This is a genomic window from Aurantibacter sp. (assembly GCF_039941195.1).
Classification (GTDB): Bacteria; Bacteroidota; Bacteroidia; order Flavobacteriales; family Flavobacteriaceae; genus Aurantibacter_A.
The window spans coordinates 119,060-140,236 of record NZ_JBDVFA010000035.1; the positions used below are offsets into that span (position 1 = coordinate 119,060).

Here is a 21,177-nt window from a genome sequence, read left to right on the forward strand (position 1 = left end):
TGCTTATTGGAATGTTAATAAAAGAAAACGACATATTTAATATTAATTCTGATGTTGAGTTTGAAAAGATTGCACTTGAAATTTTCAAATATCAATATCAGAACAACACAGTTTACAATCAGTTTTGCACACATTTAAATCGCACTGCTATTACAGTAAAAAAATTAGCAGATATTCCTTTTTTACCAATTTCATTTTTTAAATCGAAGCAAGTATTAACTAGCAATTTAAAACCGGAGATTACTTTTACAAGTAGTGGTACTACAGGAACAGAAACGAGTAAACATTATGTGCCAGATTTAAACCTATACAAAAAGAGTTACTTAACCGCATTTGAACATTTTTACGGTCCAGTATCGGATTATTGTGTTTTAGCTCTTTTGCCCGCTTACTTAGAGCGCGAAGGTTCTTCCCTTATTTACATGGTAGACGATTTAATTACCAAAAGCAATCACTCTGATAGTGGCTTTTATTTGAATGATTTAGACAGCTTACAAAAAAAACTTGATCAATTAAATTCAACCAAAACAAAGACGTTGCTTATTGGTGTTTCTTTCGCTTTACTTGATTTAGCAGAAAATTTTAGTTTTAATCTTTCGAACACGATTATCATGGAAACCGGAGGCATGAAAGGACGTAGAAAAGAAATTGTACGCGAAGAATTACATTACATTCTCAAGAAAGGTTTTGGAGTTAAGAATATTCATTCTGAATATGGAATGACTGAGCTACTGTCACAAGCCTATTCTACAGGTGAAGGTATTTTTAAAACCCCACCATGGATGAAAGTTCTTATAAGAGATACCGAAGACCCACTTAGTCCTATGCCACTTGAAAAATCGGGAGGTGCCAATATAATAGACCTTGCTAACAGAGATTCTTGTTCATTTATTGCGACACAAGACTTAGGAAAAGTTTATAAGGATGGAAGTTTTGAAATTTTAGGGCGATTTGATAATAGCGACGTTCGAGGCTGCAATTTAATGGTAATATAATCCAATTACAGACCAAGAATTTTAGCATCCACATAAAAAGTGGAGTTTACATCAATTTCATGATCCTGGCCTAGCGTTTCATCCGTTACCGTATTTAACCTTAGACTATAACTATCCTTCTTAATGTATTCTTTCAACTCAATGTCTGTAACATCCAAATCTAATATTGATGCTGTTTCTGAAACATCCTCCTTATAAGCGATTAGAATTTCATCAAGGCCTTCCGCATTAATGTAAACTTCAATGGACTCGATAAAACTAAAATCGGCATCATCCGGCGAAGTAATATCTAATTGTAGCTTGGTAAGTTTAATCGATTCTATTAAATCTTTACGAGTATCATTTGACTCGAATTTAGACTCAGAATTAGTTTCAGTATCTGGGGTAAAAATATCAAATGGCAAACTAATTCCAGTAGAGGCCGGTATTGTAACTTCAGTTTCATAATCAATATTAAACTTCGTCAATTCATCAAGTTTACTACAACTACAAACAATAGATATTAAAATAATAAAAATGCCGAACCTACTCATAAAAGTCTTATTTAACGTTTTCCGTACTCCTTTAACGTTAAGTATTATCTTTTATTTGAGAATCACAATTAAAAAGTAGTTAACTAATTAAGGTAAAGCAAATTACACCTTGAAGCTGATCTAATTAGCTAATTACTAATACAAAATAATTTTTCTTCCCCCGCTGCAGTAAAACAAATTTATCATTAATCAGGTCAGCGGCAGTAATTATATAATCCTCTTTAACTTTCTCCTTATTTACAGCAATAGAATTTTGTTTCAGCTCCCTTCTAGCCTCGCCATTCGATCCTAAAAATCCTGTTTTAGCAGCAAGTGCACCTATCATATCTAAACCAGCATTTAAATCAGCTCTTGCGATTTCCGCTTGTGGGACACCATCAAAAACGTCTAAAAACGTTTTCTCATTCAATTTTTTTAAATCTTCTGAAGTAGATTTTCCAAAAAGAATTGAACTGGCTTGCACAGCATTATCCAAATCTTCTTGCGAATGCACCATAACCGTAATTTCTTGTGCGAGACGTTTTTGCAAAATTCTAAGATGTGGTGCTTCTTGATGCTCCGAAATTAAATTTTTAATATCATCCTCGGTAAGAAATGTAAATATCTTAATAAATCTTTCAGCATCTTCATCGGAAGTATTTAACCAGTATTGGAAGAATTTATATGGTGAAGTTCTTTCCGCATCTAACCAAATATTACCCGATTCGGTTTTACCAAACTTTGTTCCATCAGCTTTAGTGATTAATGGACAAGTTAAGGCATACCCTTTACCTCCTCCTATTCTTCGGATTAGCTCAGTTCCTGTTACAATATTTCCCCATTGATCACTACCCCCCATTTGCAGGGTGCAATTATAGTTTTGATAAAGATGTAGAAAATCATACCCTTGCACCATTTGATAGGTGAATTCAGTAAACGACATACCTTCTTTAGATTCTGTACTCAATCTTTTTTTAACTGAATCTTTAGACATCATATAGTTAACAGTGATGTGCTTACCAACATCTCTGATAAATTCTAGAAATGAGAAGTTTTGCATCCAATCGTAGTTATTAACTAACTCAGCTGCATTTTCAGCATCCGATTCAAAATCTAAAAAACGTGCCAATTGACCTTTTAAAGCTTCTTGATTATGACGTAGAGTAGGTTCATCTAGCAAATTACGTTCTGCAGATTTCCCAGAAGGATCACCAATCATACCTGTTGCACCACCTATCAACGCTATTGGCTTATGACCTGATAATTGTAAATGACGCAACATCATAACACCCACCAAATGTCCGATATGCAAAGAATCTGCCGTTGGATCAATACCAACATAAGCGACTTTCATATCAGTAGATAAATGCTCTGCAGTACCTGGCATTTCATCATGCAACATACCTCTCCATTTTAGCTCTTCCACAAAATTCTTAGTCATAGATATCCTATTTAATTAGAGTGCAAATATAATTTAAATCAAATGTTACTGAATTAGTATTCTGAAATTAATCCAGATCAAATAGCTATTTTAGCAACATGATATTGGTTACAGGCGGTACAGGTTTAGTTGGTTCACATTTATTATTAAAATTAGTTACTAATGGTAAATCTGTACGAGCTATACATCGTAAGCATAGCGACCTTAACCACGTTCTTAAGATATTTTCAAAATATGTAGATAACGCCAAAGAGCTATATCAAAAAATTGATTGGCAAGAAGCCGATATCAATAACATACCTGCTTTAGAGAATGCCTTTAAAGAAATAACACATGTTTATCATTGTGCTGCATTAATTTCTTTTGACCCAAAAGACTACCATAAATTAAAAAAAAGTAATGTATACGGCACCGCAAACATTGTGAACTTATGTTTAGCAAACAATATAAAAAAACTATGCTATGTTAGTACTATTGGTACCATTGGCAAAAGTTTAAATGGTAAAATGAATACAGAAGCTACAGATTGGTCAGAGTCTGATGCCAATGTATACGCCCTTATGAAACAGAAAGCAGAAATGGAAGTCTGGCGTGGCTCACAAGAAGGCTTACATGTAGTAATAGTTAACCCTGGTGTAATTATAGGGCCGACAAAATGGAATCAAGGTTCTGGATCTTTATTTTCTACAGCCTACAAAGAACTTAATTTTTATCCTCCGGGTGGAACTGGATTTGTAACCGTAAATGATGTTGTAAATATCATGTTTCAACTAATGAACAATTCCATAAAAAATGAGCGTTTTATTGTTGTAGCCAAAAATTTAAGTTATCAAGAAATTTTAAATAAAGTCACTTCAGCTTTAGCTAAAAAGTCACCCAAGAAGGAACTAAAGCTTTGGCAATTAAAGGTGTTGCGTTTCGCAGATTTTTGTCGAAGTAAAATAACGGGAAAACAACGAAAAATAACTAAAAATTCTATACAATCGTTTAAAAATAGACAGCACTTTGATGCTGGAAAAGTGCAAAAAGATTTAAAATTTGAATTTGAAGACCTCACTAAAACAATCGATTTTACAGCCGAATGTTTTTTAAGTGAACATTAATTTTACTTCTTTAATTTGTTTAGGTTTTTAATGGAATCTTTTTCTATTTTCTTTAGACTGTCTGTCACTTTTTTTAGCTCTTTAATTCTTTTCTCCTCCGATTCAAGCATTAACGCTACTTTTGAATAAATAGATTCATATTCTACCGGTCTTGAAGCATAATAGCGATCACTCAACACAAATTGAGTACTATCAATTCCATGTTTTTCAAATACAAATTTCATTGCTTGTACGCCATTTGATTCCAGAATACTTGAATTGGAAGTTTTTGCTGCGTTTAAAATAGCAAGGTCATTCAACACTTCAACCATTTGATTAGTAGACAGCAAATTTTCAGGAGGCTCAATTAACTTTTCGGAACATGAAGTCAATAGAACAAAAACCAATAAAAAAAATAATCGTTTCATATTATCGATTAAAAGTCAAACGCATGGCATGTCGCTCGTTAGAAAAATTTCCATTTTCATAAGCTAAATGACCATTTACAAAAGTATGAGTTACCCGCGATTTAAAAGTAGTACCCTCAAAAGGAGACCACCCACATTTATAAGCAATAGTATCTTTTGAAATTACCTGAGAGTTATCCAAATCTACAATAGCCAAATCTGCAAAATATCCTTCTTTTATATACCCTCTTTTTTTTATGTCAAATAATATAGCTGGGTTGTGACACATTTTTTCAATAATTCTTTCTAATGAAATTACCCCCTGATGATATTTTTCCAACATCGCAATTAAAGCATGCTGTACCAAAGGTCCACCAGAAGGAGCTTTAGTATATACATTATCTTTTTCTGCTAACAAATGTGGTGCATGATCCGTGGCAATAACATCCAATCGATCATCCAACAAGGCTTTCCATAATTGGTCTCGATCTTCAGCAGATTTTACTGCAGGGTTCCATTTAATTAAAGTGCCTTTAGTTTTATAATCTTCATCACAAAACCATAGATGATGAATACAAACTTCGGCAGTTATCTTTTTATCCTTTAGGGGAATATCATTTCTAAAAAGGTTAGTTTCTTTACCAGAAGACAAATGAAAAACATGTAAACGGGCACCTGTTTTTTTTGCTAATTCAATAGCCTTTGAGGATGATAGATAACAGGCTTCCACATTTCTAATTTCAGGGTGCATTTCAACTGGTATATCATCTCCATACTTATTCTTATACTTTTCTAAATTCCTACGAATAGTCCCTTCATCTTCACAATGTGCCGAAATAACCATCTCGGTATTACTAAAAATCTTTTCAATAACCTCTTCATTATCTACCAACATATTGCCTGTAGATGACCCTAAGAAAAGTTTTACACCGGAACAAGCATTTCGATCTAACTTCTTTATTTCCTCAAGGTTATCGTTAGTACCACCAAATAAAAATGAATAATTAGCGAAGGCACTAGTAGCTGCCATTACAAATTTCTCTTCTAATTTTTCTATAGTTGTAGTCTGCGGATTAGTATTGGGTTGCTCCATAAAAGTAGTTATACCACCTGCTACTGCCGCTCTACTTTCTGTTGCTATATTTCCTTTATGGGTAAGTCCGGGTTCTCTAAAATGTACTTGATCATCAATTATTCCAGGAACTATATATTTACCAGCAACATCAATTATTGTGGCATTCGGTTCAGAAATATCTCTAGCTATTCTTTTTATTATTTGGTCTTCAAGAAGGATATCGCTTTCAAATATTTTTCCTTCATTAACAAGTTTGCCGTTTTTAATTAGAATTTTACTCATAAAACTGATTTAAAATCTACTTTTTTGAAACATACTTCGCATCTTCATCATAAACACACCCCAAATGGCTTCGCTTATAATTGATGAGCTCATTTTCGATTTTCCTTTTACTCGATCTCTAAAAATAATAGAAACTTCTTCTATTTTGTAATTTTTTAGGTAGGCTCTAAATTTCATTTCAATTTGAAAGGCATATCCTATAAAACGAATCGAATTTAAATCTATATTCTCTAACACTTCTCTTTTATAACATACAAATCCAGCTGTTGGATCATGAACACGCATACCAGTAATCATTTTTACATAAAATGAAGCTCCATAAGATAGAAGCACACGATATAGCGGCCAATCAACCACATTTACCCCCTTCTTATAACGTGATCCAACTGAAACGTCAGCACCATTCAAACAGGCTCTATATAATCTGGGAAGATCCCTTGGATCATGCGAAAAGTCGGCATCCATTTCGAAAATATATTCATACTTTCTTGCTATAGCCCACTTAAAACCATGAATATAGGCCGTACCTAATCCAGCTTTTTCCTTACGTACTTCCAAAAATAAAGTATCGGGAGTATCGCCCATTTTTTCGCTGACCTTTTGGGCCGTACCGTCGGGAGAATTATCATCCACTATAAGAACATGGAAATTTTTCTTTAACAGCTGAACTGCATCGATTATAGCCTCAATGTTCTCAATTTCATTGTAGGTTGGTATAATAACCAGGCTATCTGACATTGGTTTAGTTTGAATTGAACAAAAATAGTGTTTTACAGAACCTTAAAGATGATGAAATATTTTTTTATCATCTTTTTAAGATACTCTTACAGTTAGTCAAAGGGTCATTCTTCGTAATTTTGCATCATTAACTTTGGTAAATGAACCCTAGATTTCCTAAACTATTGCTTTATCTACTTGGTGGCTTATTGCTGCTAAACTTGATTCAAGCAAGCTTTACAGAACTTATTTACGATGAAGCCTATTATTGGCAGTTTGCTAAAGAAATAGCCTGGGGTTATTTTGACCACCCTCCAATGGTCGCTTGGATTGCGGCTATAAGTAGCCTATTTTTTGACGGTGAATTGGGTGTGCGATTTGTGAGCACTTTACTTTCAGTTGGTACCATGTTATTACTATGGATGATGATAAATCACCCTAGAAAAAATGAATATGCACTTCATTTTTTTGTTTTAGTTTTCTCCATGACCTTAATGAATGCCTATGGTTTTTTAACCTTACCCGACACACCATTAATTTTTTTTACTACCCTTTTTCTATGGGTTTATAAAAAATTTTTAGAAAAAAACTCTTTAGCAAGAGCTCTTGTGCTAGGTATTTTAATGGCATGCTTAATGTACAGTAAATATCATGCGGTACTTGTCATTTTTGCGATTCTTGCTTCTAATCCAAAATTATTAATCAACAAATACGCTTGGGCAGCAGTAGCATGTGCTCTATTTTTTTATATTCCTCATTTTTTCTGGCTGTTCGAGAGCGATTTCGTTGGGGTAAAATATCACCTATTTGAACGACCCAGCTATGCCTATGATTTTAATGATAATACACTAGCTTTTCTCTTAAACCTACTTGCTTTATTTGGGTTCACTTTTCCTTTTATTTATTACGCTTTGTATAAAACTAAAATAAAAGACCTATTCACAAAAGCTTTAGTCTATTTATCATACGGGGTTATACTTTTCTTTTTCGTTTCAAGTTTTACACGTTTGGTACAGACCCAATGGCTCGTAGTAATTTCCATACCATTAGTAATCTTAGTTTTCAACTTTATGTTAGAAAACGAAAAAGAGCGAAACTGGATTTTTAAATTGGGCCTTTTAAATATTGTAATTTTATTATTTCTACGACTAGGTTTGGTTTTTGAACCTCTCTTTCCGATTCATTATGAAAGTCATGGCAATAAAAAATGGACTAGCGAATTGCACGAACAAATAGGTGATACACGAGTTGTTTTTGAAAATTCTTATAGAAGAGCACCTATGTATTCTTTCTATACTGGTGTTGAAACTTATTCCTTAAACAATCTATTTTATAGAAAAAATCAATATAGTTTGGATCAGTCTGAGGCCATGGTACGTCACGAACATGTTCTTTATGTATCAGAATATATAGAAAAAGGTGATATAGAATATACTCAAAGTGATGGCAAGGTACTACAGGGCAATTATTACGAAGATTTTGAAACTTTTAGAAAATTAAAGTGTAAAATTGAGGATACAGCCCTTATTCCGGGGTCTGATAAAGAGATTAAATTTGAAGTTTTCAATCCATATGGCTTTGATGTAGATCTAAAAAAAATCAGATTTGGAATAGTGTATCTAGATAAATACAAGAAGATTATTGAGATTTACGACCTAAAAGATGTGCGTTCGGATAAAGAAATATCTGTGCTAAAATCAAATGAAAACACAGAATTCACGTTTAAATTACCCAAAAAGGTTTTTAATCCTACTTATTTAAGATTAGGGATTTCGGAACACGGACTACCTTATGGACTAAATGGAGAAACACAAAAACTCGATTAATGGAGCCAATAACAAGAGCTACATACAACCTTGATTGGATAACGATACTAATCTTTTCTAGTATCGTATTTCTTGTTATTGCTAAATCGCTTTTTTACAGTCGATTTTTGAATTTTATCATTTTACCATTTAATAACAAGTACATTTTCATGTACAATAAGAAAGACAAATTACTGAATTGGTTTCATGTATTCTTTTCTGTTTTTCAAGTAGTTAACTTTTCTATATTCGCCTACTTTACTTGGTCTATATTAGGTAATCAACAAGTATCTACCTCCCCTTTCTTTTACCCAATAATCCTTGCTGCTGTTTTCTTATTTTTAATAATAAAGGTATTTATTCAAATGAGTAGTGGGTTTATTTTTGGATCAGCAAAAACAATTAGTGAACTTATTTTTAAAAAATTATCCTACTTAAACTATAGTGGATTAATTATGCTTGTTGCCAATGTAATTCTGGCCTATATATTTAAAAATTCTGAAATAGTTGTATATATAACGATAGCTTTAGTTTTCTTAATAAACGCGATAGGATGGGCAACAGCCTTGCAAAATCATCAAAAATTCTTAGCTAATAATTTTTTCTATTTTATTTTGTACCTTTGCGCTCTTGAAATTGCGCCCCTGATAATTATTGGAAGTTATCTTAAATACTGATACATGAAAGTAAAAACGATTTTGGTATCGCAACCAGAACCGAAGATGGAAAACTCTCCATATTCGCGACTTATCGACAAAGAAAGGGTTAAAGTAGACTTTAGACCTTTTATTCATGTTGAGGGTGTTGATGCGAAAGAAGTACGTTTGCAGAAAATCGATTTAAAAAACTACACAGCCATTATCTTAACATCGAGAAATGCAGTAGACCATTATTTCAGAATTGCCGAAGAGATGCGCTTCAAAGTACCAGATACTATGAAGTATTTCTGTCAATCTGAAGCAGTAGCGTATTATCTTCAGAAATATGTAGTTTATCGCAAGCGTAAGATTTACGTTGGTAAAATGAATTTTGCAGATTTGGCTGCACTTTTCAAAAAATATAAAGATGAAAAGTTTTTACTTCCTTCATCTGATGTTTTGAAGTCTATCGTTCCTGAAACTTTAAATAAGATTGGCATTGACTGGACACGTGGTATTTTCTACAGAACAGTTATAAGTGATTTATCTGATTTAAGAAATGTATATTACGATGTTCTTGTTTTCTTTAGTCCATCAGGAATAGAATCTTTATTGAAAAATTTCCCTGATTTTGACCAAAAAGATACGCGAATTGCTGTTTTTGGAAATTCAACAGTAAAAGCTGCTACCAGTGCAGGTCTTAGAATAGATATTCAAGCACCAACTCCTGAAACACCTTCTATGACGATGGCGTTACAGAAGTACATCAATGCTGCTAATAAAAAATAAGAGCTTATCCAGCAATTTAATGCTCGATTATTCACAAATAAAAAAATCCCTGAAACTAACATTTCAGGGATTTTTGTTTGGCTTTATGTGACTACTACTTAAAAAGCATAGCGTTGTGGTCCGCCCCTACGTATCTCTTCACTAGCATAAGCCTCGAACTGTTTAAAGTTTTCTCGAAATGCATTTGTAAGCTTAAATGCTGTAGTATAATAGGCCTCATCGTCATTCCATGTAGCACGAGGACTTAATACCGATGTAGGCACGCCAGGGCACGATCTAGGTTGCGCAACTCCAAATACCGAATGTATATGATAGTCATCATAGTTATAAAGTCCTAAATCACCATTAAGCACAGCATTAATCATAGCTCTAGTGTATTTTAATTTCATTCGAGTACCTACGCCATAAGGTCCGCCAGTCCAGCCCGTATTAACTAACCATACATTTACACCAGCTTCTTTCATTTTTTTACTTAACATTTCTGCATATTCCGCAGGGTGTAATGGCATAAAAGGAGCACCAAAACAAGCAGAAAAAGATGGAATTGGTTCAACAACACCTGCTTCGGTCCCTGCAACTTTAGCTGTATAACCCGAAATAAAATGATAGGCTGCTTGACTAGGAGTTAATTTTGAAATTGGAGGTAAAACACCGAATGCATCTGCTGTAAGAAAGAAAATATTTTTAGGATTTTTACCAATAGAAGGTCTTTGTACATTGGGTATATGATAGATTGGATAACTAACTCTCGTATTTTGGGTTATAGAAGTATCTGTGAAATCAACATTTCCATCATTATCTAAAATTACATTTTCAAGAATAGCTCCTTTTTTAATAGCACCAAATATTTCTGGCTCATTTTCACTGGAAAGGTTTATTACCTTAGCATAACACCCCCCCTCAAAGTTAAATATCGCATTCTCATTATTCCAACCATGCTCATCATCACCTATCAACTTTCTGTTCGCATCTGTTGACAAAGTAGTTTTACCGGTACCAGACAATCCAAAAAATACTGCAGTATCTCCATTTTTACCAACATTGGCAGAACAATGCATTGGCAAGGTATTTTTTTGAACAGGCAATATAAAATTCAATGCTGAAAATATGCCCTTCTTAATCTCACCTGTATAACCAGTACCACCAATAAGGGCTATTTTTTTAGTAAAGTTCAAAATAGCAAAATTATGCTGTCTTGTTCCATCAACAGAGGCATCAGCCATAAAACCAGGTGCATTAATTACCGTCCATTCAGGTTCAAAATGTTTCAATTCCTCTTCTGTAGGTCTAATAAACATATTGTATGCAAACTGATTAGACCATGGATATTCATTTATTACACGAATATCCATTCGGTAATTATGATCTGCGCAAGCATAACAATCCCGAACGAACAATTCTTTATCATTATCATTCAAATAGGAAATTACTTTATCGTAAAGTGCATCAAATTTAGCGGGGTCAAAAGGAATATTTATATCACCCCACCATATTTTTTCCTCGGTAATCGCATCTTTTACAATAAAGCGATCTTTAGGTGACCGTCCAGTAAATTCACCTGTATTTACCGCCAAGGCACCTGAAGAAGCTTCTTCACCCATTCCATTCTCTAAAGTGATGCCATGAAGTTCCGTAGGGCTTAATTGATAATGAATAGTTTCGGAATTAATTCCGTACTCCGAAAGTGAAATTGATTTTTTCATTTTTATTATATTTTCAATAATGGTATTGAATTTTGATGTAAAATTATCATAAATATAATTTTACACCATCAAAATTGAGAATATTTTAGTTGAAATGCTTAATAGATTCGAAGCCAAGCAAACACCAAGCGATAATTAAAAGCAAACCTCCAATAGGTGTAACAAAACCTATTGTTTTAAAATCAAAGGATGTTAAAACATTCGTAGCTAAGAAATAAATAGAAAAAGAGAATAGTAAAATCCCAAAAACAACGAGATAGAATATCCATTTTTTATTCTTTTCAGGTAGTTGTTTAATACTTCCTAAAATAAGTAAGAACAAAGCATGATACATTTGGTACTTTACTCCAGTTTCAAAGGTTTGAATAGCATCTGGAGTTATTTTATTTTCTAATCCATGAGCCCCGAAAGCCCCAAAGATAATTGCTAATACACCGAATAGAATTCCAGTTAAAAATATTGTTTTGTTCATAACCTAAATCAAGAAATAGTGAATAAATATAACAATTTGATACCTTAGAGCTTTGTTAAACAAAGGTAAACAATTCGAATTATGCGTAATATACTTGTTGTTGGTGCAGGGAAATCAACTTCCTATTTATTAGATTATTTGCTAGAGCAATCAGTTTCAGAAAATTTGCATTTAACTATTGGAGATTTGCATCCTGAGCATATTTCAAAAGCTGTTTCAAACCATAAAGCGTGCACGGTAATTTCTTTAGATGTTTTTGATAATAATGCCCGAAGAAAAGCAATTGCCAATTCTGATATTGTTATATCGATGCTTCCTGCACGGTTTCATATAAAAGTTGCTGAAGATTGTTTAAGTCTAGAGAAACATTTAGTTACAGCAAGCTATATAAGTGATGAAATAAAGAATCTAGATTCCAAAGCAAAAGAAAAAGGGCTCGTTTTTATGAATGAAATTGGACTAGACCCTGGTATTGATCACATGAGTGCTATGAAAGTTTTAGATGGTATTCGAGAAAAAGGTGGAAAAGTAATATTATTTGAATCTTTTACTGGGGGATTGGTTGCCCCAGAAAGCGACAACAACTTATGGAACTACAAATTTACGTGGAATCCTAGAAACGTCGTAACTGCAGGTCAAGGTGGAACCGCAAAATTTATTCAAGAAGGTACAGATAAATACATTCCGTATCATAAACTATTTAGAAGAACTGAATTCTTAACAATTGAAGGGTATGGTAAATTCGAAGGATACGCAAATCGAGATTCATTAAAATATAGAGAGGCCTATGGTTTAAAAGACGTACTTACACTATATAGGGGCACTATGCGCAGAGTTGGTTTTTCACGCGCATGGAATATGTTTGTACAATTAGGTATGACTGACGATAGCTTTACCATTGAGCATTCAAAAGGTATGTCGTATCGAGAATTTGTAAATCTTTTTTTACCCTATTCTCCAACGGATACAGTTGAATTAAAACTTCGTCTTTACTTGAAAATTGATCAAGATGATATTATGTGGGAAAAATTGCTTGAGTTAAATTTATTTGATTCCAGCAAAAAAGTAACCACAGCGAATGCTACGCCCGCACAAGTACTTCAAGAGATATTAGAGCAACACTGGACACTGAATCAAGATGACAAAGACATGATTGTGATGTATCACAAATTTGGATTTGAGTTAAACGGAAAGAAACATCAAATAGACTCTAATATGGTGGTTCTTGGCGAAAATCAGAATTACACTGCTATGGCAAAAACTGTTGGTCTCCCCGTTGCAATAGCCACTTTGCTTATTCTAAACAAAAAAATTACCACACCTGGCGTACAAATTCCTTTGGCTAAAGAAGTTTATGAACCCATTTTAAAAGAGCTCGAAAAATATGGGATATCATTTAATGAATACCAAGTTCCTTATTTGGGATATAATCCAGATTCAGTAGCGAGCTAAATTCAATTCTTTAAAAATCAGGATTCACTTTCGTTAGAAAAATTACTAAATACAAGCTTTTATTTAGTTCGTTTAGAAAGTTGATAAATTTCTGTTCTTATTTATAATCAAATTGTTAATTTTACCATCAATTTGAAACCCAAACCATGAAATCAAATAACAAAAACATCAAAATTGATGGTATTGATAAAAAAATACTAAAATTTTTGATGAACGATGCTCGTACCCCAATTTTAGAAATAGCAAGAAATATTGGAATTTCGGGTGCAGCAATTCACCAACGACTAAGAAAACTAGAGAGTTCAGGTTTAATGACAGGTTCTAAATTTATAGTCAATCCGAAAATATTGGGTTATACGACTATGGCTTATATTGGAATATTTTTAGATAAAGCTATGAGTAATCCAAGTACTGTAAAAGAACTTGAGAAAATTCCAGAAGTTTTGGAATGTCACTACACCACAGGTAACTGGTCAATTTTAATAAAAGTACTTTGCAAAGACAATGAGCATTTAATGCAAGTACTAAACAAGAAAATTCAACAAATAGAAGGAGTGTCAAGAACTGAAACTTTTATTTCATTGAATCAGCAAATAGACCGCCAGATTTCAATTTAGTGACTACGATACTTTTAAAAATAAAAAAAGCCTGCTTAGAAAGTAATCCAAGCAGGTTTTTATAGTGTTCAATAGTTTTTAATCTCTACTATTACCAGCAACTTTTAAGGCAAAATATAACAGTGTTGCAATAGCACCTATTGCTGCTGCCAAATATGTACGGGCTGCCCATTTTAATGCATCCTCTGCGCCTGCATACTCATCAGTTGCAAGCATATTCTTATTCTTTAACCAAGCTAAAGCTCTATTACTCGCATCATATTCAACAGGCAAAGTAACCACACTAAATAATGTACCAATGCCATATAATGCAATACCAACCCAAGCAATAGTTCCGCCAATAGCAGTAGTTCCCATCAACATTAATCCTCCAAAAATAACCCACATAGAAAACTTGTTAGTTACATTTAAAATAGGAACCATCTTAGATCGCATCTGCAACCAACTATAAGCAGTTGCATGCTGTACTGCATGCCCACATTCATGAGCAGCTACTGCAGCTGCTGCAGCATTTCGCTGGTTATAAACACCTTCACTTAAATTTACTGTTTTGTTAGCTGGGTTGTAATGATCTGTTAACATACCAGGAGTAGAAATAACTTTTACATCTCTAATTCCGTTATCAGCTAACATTTTTTCAGCAATCTCTGCACCACTCATTCCATTACGTAATTGAACCTTAGAATACTTTGCAAATTTGCTTTTTAGTTTGCTACCTACCCACATGCTTATGAGTGAAAACACTCCAGCTATAATCATGTAGCCCATATCAAATCCAAACATATATTTATTTTTTTAGTTAGTGAACTTTAAAATTACAATATAAAGAGCAAATATCTAGCCAAAATTAAAAGACGCCAAAATGTCGTTTTACTTATATTTTAATTTGAGTATTAATATCCATGAAACCAGCAGTAGTGTTACTCCATTAGCTAGCGTAACTGGTAAACTTTCAATTGCAATACCATAAATTAACCAAAGTGTTAACCCTAAAGCCATAATTAAATACATTACCAATGAAATATCTTTGGTAGATTTTTCTTTAGAAATCTTAAATACTTGAGGAATAAAACAGGATGTAGTGACCACCGCCGCAACAAGTCCTAAGATTTCAATAGCATTCATTGCACTTTAATTAACCAACAATATTTACAATTTTACCTGGAACTACAATTACTTTTTTAGGCTCACGACCCTGTAATTGTTGTTTTGTTTTTTCATGCGCCATTACCGCTGCTTCAATTTCGTCTTTGGATAAATCTAATGAAAGTTCCATGGTAAATTTCATTTTTCCATTAAATGAAATTGGATATTTCTTACTGCTTTCCACTAAATAAGACGGTTCAAATTTTGGAAATACTGCAGTTGAAATAGACTCGTTATGTCCTAATTTTGACCATAGTTCTTCAGCAATATGCGGAGCATATGGCGAAACCAAAATAACTAAAGGTTCTAATATTTCGCGACTCGTACATTTCTGAGCAGTTAACTCATTTACACAAATCATAAAAGTAGATACTGAAGTGTTGAACGAAAAGTTCTCAATATCTTCTTCTACTTTTTTAATCGTTTTATGCAATGTCTTTAAGTTTTCAGGTGTTGGTTTTGCATCAACAGCATCCTTCAACCCTTCTAACACTGGCGAATATAATTTCCAAAGTTTCTTTAAAAAGGAATGTACACCGGTAATACCAGCAGTATTCCACGGTTTCGATTGCTCTAATGGGCCTAAAAACATTTCATACAAGCGTAAACTATCAGCACCATATTCTTCACAAATAGCATCTGGGTTTACCACATTGTATTTGGACTTCGACATTTTTTCAACTTCGCGACCCACAATGTATTTACCATCTTCAAGGATAAATTCAGCATTCTTATAATCTTTTTGCCAATTTTTAAATCCTTCAATATCTAATTCATCGGAAGCATTTACTAAAGAAACATCTGCATGAATAGGAACTACAGATTTTCCTCCAATTAAATTTTTAGAGATAACATTACCTGTACCTTCCTCTCTATAAACAAAAGCACTCGTCCCCGTAATCATTCCTTGGTTGATCAACTTTTTTGCAAACTCATCTTTAGGCACCAAATCTCTATCGAACATGAATTTTTGCCAAAAACGGCTATACAATAAGTGCCCTGTAGCATGCTCACTACCACCAATATATAAATCAACATCTTGCCAATAATTAATAGCTTCTTCCGAGAAAATAGCATTATCATTTTCAGGGTCCATATACCTATTAAAGTATTGAGAACTACCTGCCCAACCCGGCATGGTGTTTAGTTCTAAAGGAAAAACCGTAGTATTATTTATCTCACTATTCGCTACAACTTTATTCGCAACTTTATCCCATGCCCATTCTGTGGCATTCCCTAATGGCGGTTCACCAGTTTCAGTCGGCAAATACTTTTCAACTTCCGGTAAAGTAATTGGTAAATTTTCAGCAGCAATCATTTGTGGCATTCCATCCACATAATACACAGGGAAAGGTTCGCCCCAATACCGCTGTCTACTAAAAACAGCATCACGCAAACGATAATTAATTTTTCCTTTACCTTGTCCTAATTTCTCCAGCTCGTAGATAGCAGTTTTTACTGCTTTTTTATACGGAAGTCTATTTAGAAAATCGGAATTGGCGATTATGGTTTTCTCTTTATCCGCAAAAGCTTCTTCAGAAATATCAATACCCTCAAAAATATTAGGAATAGGAATATTAAAATGCTTTGCAAAATCATAATCACGCTGATCACCACATGGCACTGACATTACTGCACCAGTTCCATAGCCAGCTAAAACATAATCACCAATCCAAATAGGAATTGGTTCTTTGGTAAAAGGGTGTTCCGCATAACCACCAGTAAAAGCACCTGAAATTGTTTTTACATCAGCCATACGATCTCTTTCAGATCGTTTCGCTGTGGCTTCGATATAAGCATCAACTGCCTCTTTTTGTTCAGCCGTTGTAATTTTTGAAACTAAATCGTGTTCTGGTGCCAAAGTCATAAAGGAAACTCCGAAAATAGTATCAGGACGCGTTGTAAAAACCTCTATCCCATGTTTATTTTCGTCAGCGGTATAGAATGTAACAGCAGCACCTTGCGATCTTCCAATCCAATTGGTTTGTGAATCTTTTAGTGGTTGAGGCCAATCTATAGTATTTAATCCATCGAGTAAGCGTTGTGCATATGCACTAATTCGCATACTCCATTGCGTCATCTTTTTTCGAATAACAGGATGACCACCACGCTCAGAAACACCGTTAACTATTTCATCATTAGCAAGCACCGTTCCCAATTCTGGACACCAATTTACTTCGGTTTCCGCCAAATAAGTTAATCGATATTGTAAAAGTATTTCTTGTTGTTTTTTAGTTGAAAATCCTTTCCATTCAGCTGCGGAAAATTCTATAATATCCTCATCGCAAACAGCATTTACATTTTCATTTCCATCCGATGAAAAAGTGGATATCAAAGTAGCAATATCTTCTGCTTTATCAGTATCAATATTATACCACGAATTAAAAAGCTGAATAAAAATCCACTGTGTCCATTTGTAATATTTTGGATCCGAGGTACGCACCTCGCGACTCCAATCAAACGAAAAACCTAATTGATCTAATTGTCTTCTGTATGTTTTAATATTAGCTTCCGTAGTAATAGCAGGGTGCTGTCCTGTTTGTATTGCATACTGCTCTGCTGGAAGTCCAAAAGAATCGTATCCCTGAGGGTGTAACACATTAAAACCTTTGTGCCTTTTATAGCGCGCATAGATATCACTAGCAATGTAACCCAAAGGGTGTCCTACATGCAAACCTGCACCCGAAGGATAAGGAAACATGTCTAAGACATAAAATTTAGGCTTTTCGGCATTATTTTCAGCTTTAAAAGTTTCGTTGTCTGCCCAAAACTTTTGCCATTTTTTTTCTATACTATTAAAATCGTAATTCATGGTCTATTTTCTTCCTCGGCAAAAATAAGTTTAATAAGGGAAAGGCGAAAGGAAAGCACTGTACTATAGCCGTTTTAAACTGCTAATAATTTACCGCTATAAAGTACCCATAACATGGACAGTACTGCTGATATATTAATAGCGTAACCGAACAACTTCATTTGTGAAAGCGAATATGGTCTGTCTTTAAACAAAAAGAAAACATCTAAAACTAACCATACAGAAAATGTTAATAAAAAGAGACTCAAAACAAAATCTTTAAACCAATACCAGACTAGAAGTGATTCTAGCACCAAAATAAATAGCATTAAAATCTTAGTGATTTTACGGCCCAAAACTGTGGCTGTTGTACGCTTATGAGATACTAAATCTGGCTCAATATCCATAATCTCTCCTGCAATATGCGCTTGAAAAGCAAAAAGAGAAAGGTATACTAAGGTTTGCCAGGGCAACATTTCTAGGTTGTTAAGTTCTGTAGCAAAGAAAGCGGTAGTAACATATCCAATTTGAATAAAAATTTCAAATGGCGGGCGTTCTTTTATACGGAATGGCTTAAAATTATAGGCAATATTTACAATCACCATAAACGCCAAAAGTAAAAACATCTTAAACCCTGATAGGTATGTGAAAATTGCGACAAATGGCAAAATTACAATAGTAATTTTCTTCAATAAGCCATCTAAATGGGCTCTTGACGCCTGTGCACCAAATAAAAAATTACCTTTTCTTTGATTAACAGCATCAGCTTTTTCATCATTATAATCATTTAAGCCATAGACCAAATAATTTAAGGGGAAGGTGACGAAAATAAATCCCAACCAAAACAGCCAGGAGTTCCAAAAACCATCTTGATTACTAAAAGGCACGAGGTAAATCCAAATTGTTGGAAACCAAAGTCCAGGTCTTGATATTTTTAAATCTAATAGAATAACTATTTTTTAATGTTTTGGAGCATTTAACACCTATGCACTCCTTCATCTAATGAACGTAATGTTAGATGTTTTAATATATTTCAAATTTACTTTGTTAACTTTACTCTTTCAACATTTTCATAAATGGCACAATCTTTTGAAAGCTATCAAAAACGCAAATTAATATCCTCTTATTTTTCAGTGGTATTAAGCATTGCTTTAGTCCTATTCTTATTGGGAGTGTTGGGGTTAATGGTGTTAAATGCCAAAAAAATGGCCGATCACTTTAAAGAGCAGATTTCAGTTTCTATTTTTTTTAAAGATACAGCCAAGGAAGTAGAAATTAACCAATTAGAAAAGAGTTTAACTGCTGCAGATTATACGAATTCAGCCACTTATGTTTCAAAAGAAGAAGCTGCAAAGAAACATGCAGAAGAAATAGGTGAAGATTTTGAAGAGTTTTTAGGATACAATCCGCTTAAAAATTCCATTGACATAACTTTAAAATCCGAATTTGTAACTCCTGAACAAATGGAGGAGATTGTAGAAGAACTATCCGCTAAAAAATATATCGATAGTATAACTTACGACAAACCGTTAGTAGGCTTACTAAGCGATAATATTAAAAAAATAAGCATTTGGGTATTGGTAGCCAGTGCAATATTCACTTTCATAGCTGTATTATTAATAAACAGCTCTATTCGACTTTCTATCTACTCGAAACGATTTATAATAAAAACCATGCAAATGGTTGGTGCTACTAAAACATTTATTCGCAGGCCATTTATTTGGACCAACGTAAAATTAGGAATGATTGGCGCTTTAGTCGCTAGTATTGCATTAATTGGCACCTTATTTTATGCCGAAAAATCTTTTCCCGAATTAACTGTTTTGGGCGATTACACGTTGTTAGGCATTCTATTTATTGGCGTTTTTGCTCTTGGCATTTTAATTGCATTTCTAAGCACATATTTTGCAGCACAACGTTTCTTAAACCTTAGAACAGACGATTTGTATTATTAATCTTCGTTTATGGATTTGTCTTTATTGAACAAAACCGAACTGTGTTAAGGAGTTTGCAAACAAGAAAAATCATTTTTAACCGTTGAAGGAAAAGACTAAATTTGCAGCATGGGCAAAAAAGAAAATAACAGCGCAGATCAACAAGTAAAAAAAGAATTCATCTTTCAAAAGAAGAATTACTTATTTATGTTTATAGGCCTAGCTTGCATTACATTAGGCTTTATATTAATGAGTGGCGGGGGCAGTGATGACCCAAATGTTTTCAATCCTGAAATTTATAATTTTCGAAGAATACGTCTTGCACCTACCTTAGTGTTAATTGGATTAGGAATTGAAATTTATGCCATATTGTTGAATCCACATAAGACCAAATAATTTTGGATATAATTGACGCGATTATTTTAGGCATAATTCAAGGCTTAACAGAATTTTTACCCGTATCATCCAGTGGACATTTAGAATTAGGAAAAGCCATTTTAGGAGACAATTCTGTACCGGAAGAAAGCCTTTTATTTACTGTTATACTTCATTTTGCAACTGCATTAAGTACCATTGTTATTTTCAGAAAAGATGTTTGGGAGATTCTTCGAGGTCTTTTAAGCTTTAAATGGAACGAGGAAACCCAGTTCTCTATTAAAATTATAATTTCAATGATACCTGCTGTACTGGTAGGCCTATTTTTTGAAGAAGAATTAGAAGCTTTTTTTGGCGGTAATATTCGTTTTGTAGGATTCATGCTTTTGATTACTGCAGTTTTATTGTACTTCGCTGATAAAGCCAAGGATACAGATAAAAAAGTGAGTTATAAAAACGCTTTTATAGTTGGCGTTTCACAAGCAATAGCAATGCTACCTGGTATTTCACGAAGTGGTGCTACCATTTCAACATCCGTATTGCTAGGTGTAGATAAAACTAAGGCAGCGCGTTTTTCTTTCTTAATGGTTGTTCCCTTAATTTTCGGTAAGATTGCCAAAGACTTAATGAGTGGTGAACTTACTTTTGAAGGTGATAATAATGTAGCTATGGGTGCTGGTTTTATTGCTGCTTTTGTTGCTGGTCTTGCCGCCTGTACTTGGATGATACAATTGGTAAAAAAGAGTAAACTCTCTTATTTTGCAATCTATTGTCTTGTTGTTGGTGCTATCGCAATTGTATATAGTTTCATGGGATAATTTCAAATCATTTAAAAAGTCCGTAATTTCCTTTTTTACACAAAGACCAAATAAGTGTACTTCTGATATACATAAATCGAAAATTCAGTTTTGAAAACTAAAGAAGAATTTTTAGCGGGCCAATTG

21 protein-coding genes are annotated in these 21,177 nt (G+C 33.7%); 10 read left to right on the forward strand and 11 right to left on the reverse strand.

The window, feature by feature from the left end; translation table 11 throughout:
• The first annotated feature begins 11 nt into the window (after positions 1-11).
• The gene (locus ABJF52_RS06540) at positions 12-995 is read left to right on the forward strand and encodes an acyl transferase (protein WP_348148058.1); all 984 of its coding nucleotides are present in this window, start codon (positions 12-14) and stop codon (positions 993-995) included.
• 5 nt (positions 996-1,000) lie between these two features.
• Here ABJF52_RS06540 and ABJF52_RS06545 read toward each other — a convergent pair whose 3' ends face one another.
• Together ABJF52_RS06545 and tyrS are read right to left on the reverse strand one after the other, a co-directional pair.
• Positions 1,001-1,528 (reverse strand): hypothetical protein, encoded by a 528-nt coding sequence (locus ABJF52_RS06545; RefSeq protein WP_348148061.1) that lies wholly within the window; start codon positions 1,526-1,528, stop codon positions 1,001-1,003.
• A 124-nt stretch (positions 1,529-1,652) separates the two neighbouring features.
• On the reverse strand, positions 1,653-2,948 hold the full coding sequence (gene tyrS / locus ABJF52_RS06550) for a tyrosine--tRNA ligase (RefSeq protein ID WP_348148064.1): 1,296 nt from the start codon (positions 2,946-2,948) through the stop codon (positions 1,653-1,655).
• 98 nt (positions 2,949-3,046) lie between these two features.
• Here tyrS and ABJF52_RS06555 point away from each other — a divergent pair, with 98 nt between their 5' ends.
• Positions 3,047-4,051, forward strand: a complete 1,005-nt coding sequence (locus ABJF52_RS06555) for an NAD-dependent epimerase/dehydratase family protein (protein WP_348148067.1) — start codon at positions 3,047-3,049, stop codon at positions 4,049-4,051.
• A gap of 2 nt (positions 4,052-4,053) precedes the next feature.
• Here the strand turns inward: ABJF52_RS06555 and ABJF52_RS06560 are convergent, their stop codons facing one another.
• Genes ABJF52_RS06560 through ABJF52_RS06570 form a run of 3 tightly spaced genes read right to left on the reverse strand, consistent with a single transcriptional unit; the run spans position 4,054 to position 6,532 of the window.
• Positions 4,054-4,458: a DUF4296 domain-containing protein gene (locus ABJF52_RS06560; protein WP_348148069.1), complete on the reverse strand. Its 405-nt coding sequence runs from the start codon at positions 4,456-4,458 to the stop codon at positions 4,054-4,056.
• A 1-nt stretch (position 4,459) separates the two neighbouring features.
• Positions 4,460-5,794 carry a dihydroorotase gene (locus tag ABJF52_RS06565; RefSeq protein WP_348148072.1) on the reverse strand — a complete coding sequence of 445 codons (1,335 nt, stop codon included), beginning with the start codon at positions 5,792-5,794 and terminating at the stop codon, positions 4,460-4,462.
• Between the two features lie 9 nt (positions 5,795-5,803).
• The gene (locus ABJF52_RS06570; RefSeq protein ID WP_348148075.1) at positions 5,804-6,532 is read right to left on the reverse strand and encodes a polyprenol monophosphomannose synthase; all 729 of its coding nucleotides are present in this window, start codon (positions 6,530-6,532) and stop codon (positions 5,804-5,806) included.
• A gap of 140 nt (positions 6,533-6,672) precedes the next feature.
• Between ABJF52_RS06570 and ABJF52_RS06575 the strand changes: the two genes are divergently transcribed.
• From ABJF52_RS06575 to ABJF52_RS06585, 3 genes are read left to right on the forward strand one after another with little or no spacing between them, the layout of a single operon-like run.
• Positions 6,673-8,337, forward strand: a complete 1,665-nt coding sequence (locus ABJF52_RS06575) for a glycosyltransferase family 39 protein (protein ID WP_348148078.1) — start codon at positions 6,673-6,675, stop codon at positions 8,335-8,337.
• Complete coding sequence (locus ABJF52_RS06580; RefSeq protein WP_348148080.1) at positions 8,337-8,993, forward strand: DUF4271 domain-containing protein; 657 nt, start codon at positions 8,337-8,339, stop codon at positions 8,991-8,993. The genes ABJF52_RS06575 and ABJF52_RS06580 overlap by 1 nt, the downstream gene beginning before the upstream one ends.
• A gap of 3 nt (positions 8,994-8,996) precedes the next feature.
• Positions 8,997-9,743, forward strand: coding sequence for a uroporphyrinogen-III synthase (locus ABJF52_RS06585; protein ID WP_348148081.1), 747 nt, complete (start codon positions 8,997-8,999; stop codon positions 9,741-9,743).
• Between the two features lie 98 nt (positions 9,744-9,841).
• On the opposite strand, the gene pckA is transcribed toward ABJF52_RS06585, so the two are convergent.
• Positions 9,842-11,446 (reverse strand): phosphoenolpyruvate carboxykinase (ATP), encoded by a 1,605-nt coding sequence (gene pckA / locus ABJF52_RS06590; protein ID WP_348148083.1) that lies wholly within the window; start codon positions 11,444-11,446, stop codon positions 9,842-9,844.
• An 85-nt stretch (positions 11,447-11,531) separates the two neighbouring features.
• Positions 11,532-11,918, reverse strand: a complete 387-nt coding sequence (locus tag ABJF52_RS06595; RefSeq protein WP_348148085.1) for a DUF423 domain-containing protein — start codon at positions 11,916-11,918, stop codon at positions 11,532-11,534.
• A 78-nt stretch (positions 11,919-11,996) separates the two neighbouring features.
• Between ABJF52_RS06595 and ABJF52_RS06600 the strand changes: the two genes are divergently transcribed.
• Entirely contained in the window at positions 11,997-13,370 is a 1,374-nt protein-coding gene (locus ABJF52_RS06600; protein ID WP_348148109.1) for a saccharopine dehydrogenase family protein, read from the forward strand.
• Positions 13,371-13,516: 146 nt separating this feature from the next.
• A complete protein-coding gene (locus ABJF52_RS06605; protein WP_348148087.1) occupies positions 13,517-13,987 on the forward strand; it encodes an Lrp/AsnC ligand binding domain-containing protein in 471 nt (156 codons plus the stop codon).
• A 78-nt stretch (positions 13,988-14,065) separates the two neighbouring features.
• On the opposite strand, the gene ABJF52_RS06610 is transcribed toward ABJF52_RS06605, so the two are convergent.
• The 4 genes from ABJF52_RS06610 to ABJF52_RS06625 all read right to left on the reverse strand — a co-directional run bounded on the left by ABJF52_RS06610 (position 14,066) and on the right by ABJF52_RS06625 (position 18,880).
• Positions 14,066-14,770, reverse strand: coding sequence for a zinc metallopeptidase (locus ABJF52_RS06610; RefSeq protein ID WP_348148088.1), 705 nt, complete (start codon positions 14,768-14,770; stop codon positions 14,066-14,068).
• Between the two features lie 87 nt (positions 14,771-14,857).
• Positions 14,858-15,112: a SemiSWEET transporter gene (locus tag ABJF52_RS06615; protein ID WP_348148091.1), complete on the reverse strand. Its 255-nt coding sequence runs from the start codon at positions 15,110-15,112 to the stop codon at positions 14,858-14,860.
• A 10-nt stretch (positions 15,113-15,122) separates the two neighbouring features.
• The gene (gene leuS, locus ABJF52_RS06620) at positions 15,123-17,945 is read right to left on the reverse strand and encodes a leucine--tRNA ligase (protein WP_348148094.1); all 2,823 of its coding nucleotides are present in this window, start codon (positions 17,943-17,945) and stop codon (positions 15,123-15,125) included.
• Positions 17,946-18,019: 74 nt separating this feature from the next.
• On the reverse strand, positions 18,020-18,880 hold the full coding sequence (locus tag ABJF52_RS06625; protein WP_348148111.1) for a UbiA family prenyltransferase: 861 nt from the start codon (positions 18,878-18,880) through the stop codon (positions 18,020-18,022).
• A gap of 120 nt (positions 18,881-19,000) precedes the next feature.
• Here ABJF52_RS06625 and ABJF52_RS06630 point away from each other — a divergent pair, with 120 nt between their 5' ends.
• The 3 genes from ABJF52_RS06630 to ABJF52_RS06640 all read left to right on the forward strand — a co-directional run bounded on the left by ABJF52_RS06630 (position 19,001) and on the right by ABJF52_RS06640 (position 21,051).
• Positions 19,001-19,879 (forward strand): permease-like cell division protein FtsX, encoded by an 879-nt coding sequence (locus tag ABJF52_RS06630; RefSeq protein ID WP_348148097.1) that lies wholly within the window; start codon positions 19,001-19,003, stop codon positions 19,877-19,879.
• 108 nt (positions 19,880-19,987) lie between these two features.
• Positions 19,988-20,254 carry a DUF3098 domain-containing protein gene (locus ABJF52_RS06635; protein ID WP_348148100.1) on the forward strand — a complete coding sequence of 89 codons (267 nt, stop codon included), beginning with the start codon at positions 19,988-19,990 and terminating at the stop codon, positions 20,252-20,254.
• Between the two features lie 2 nt (positions 20,255-20,256).
• Entirely contained in the window at positions 20,257-21,051 is a 795-nt protein-coding gene (locus tag ABJF52_RS06640; protein WP_348148103.1) for an undecaprenyl-diphosphate phosphatase, read from the forward strand.
• Positions 21,052-21,177: the final 126 nt, after the last annotated feature.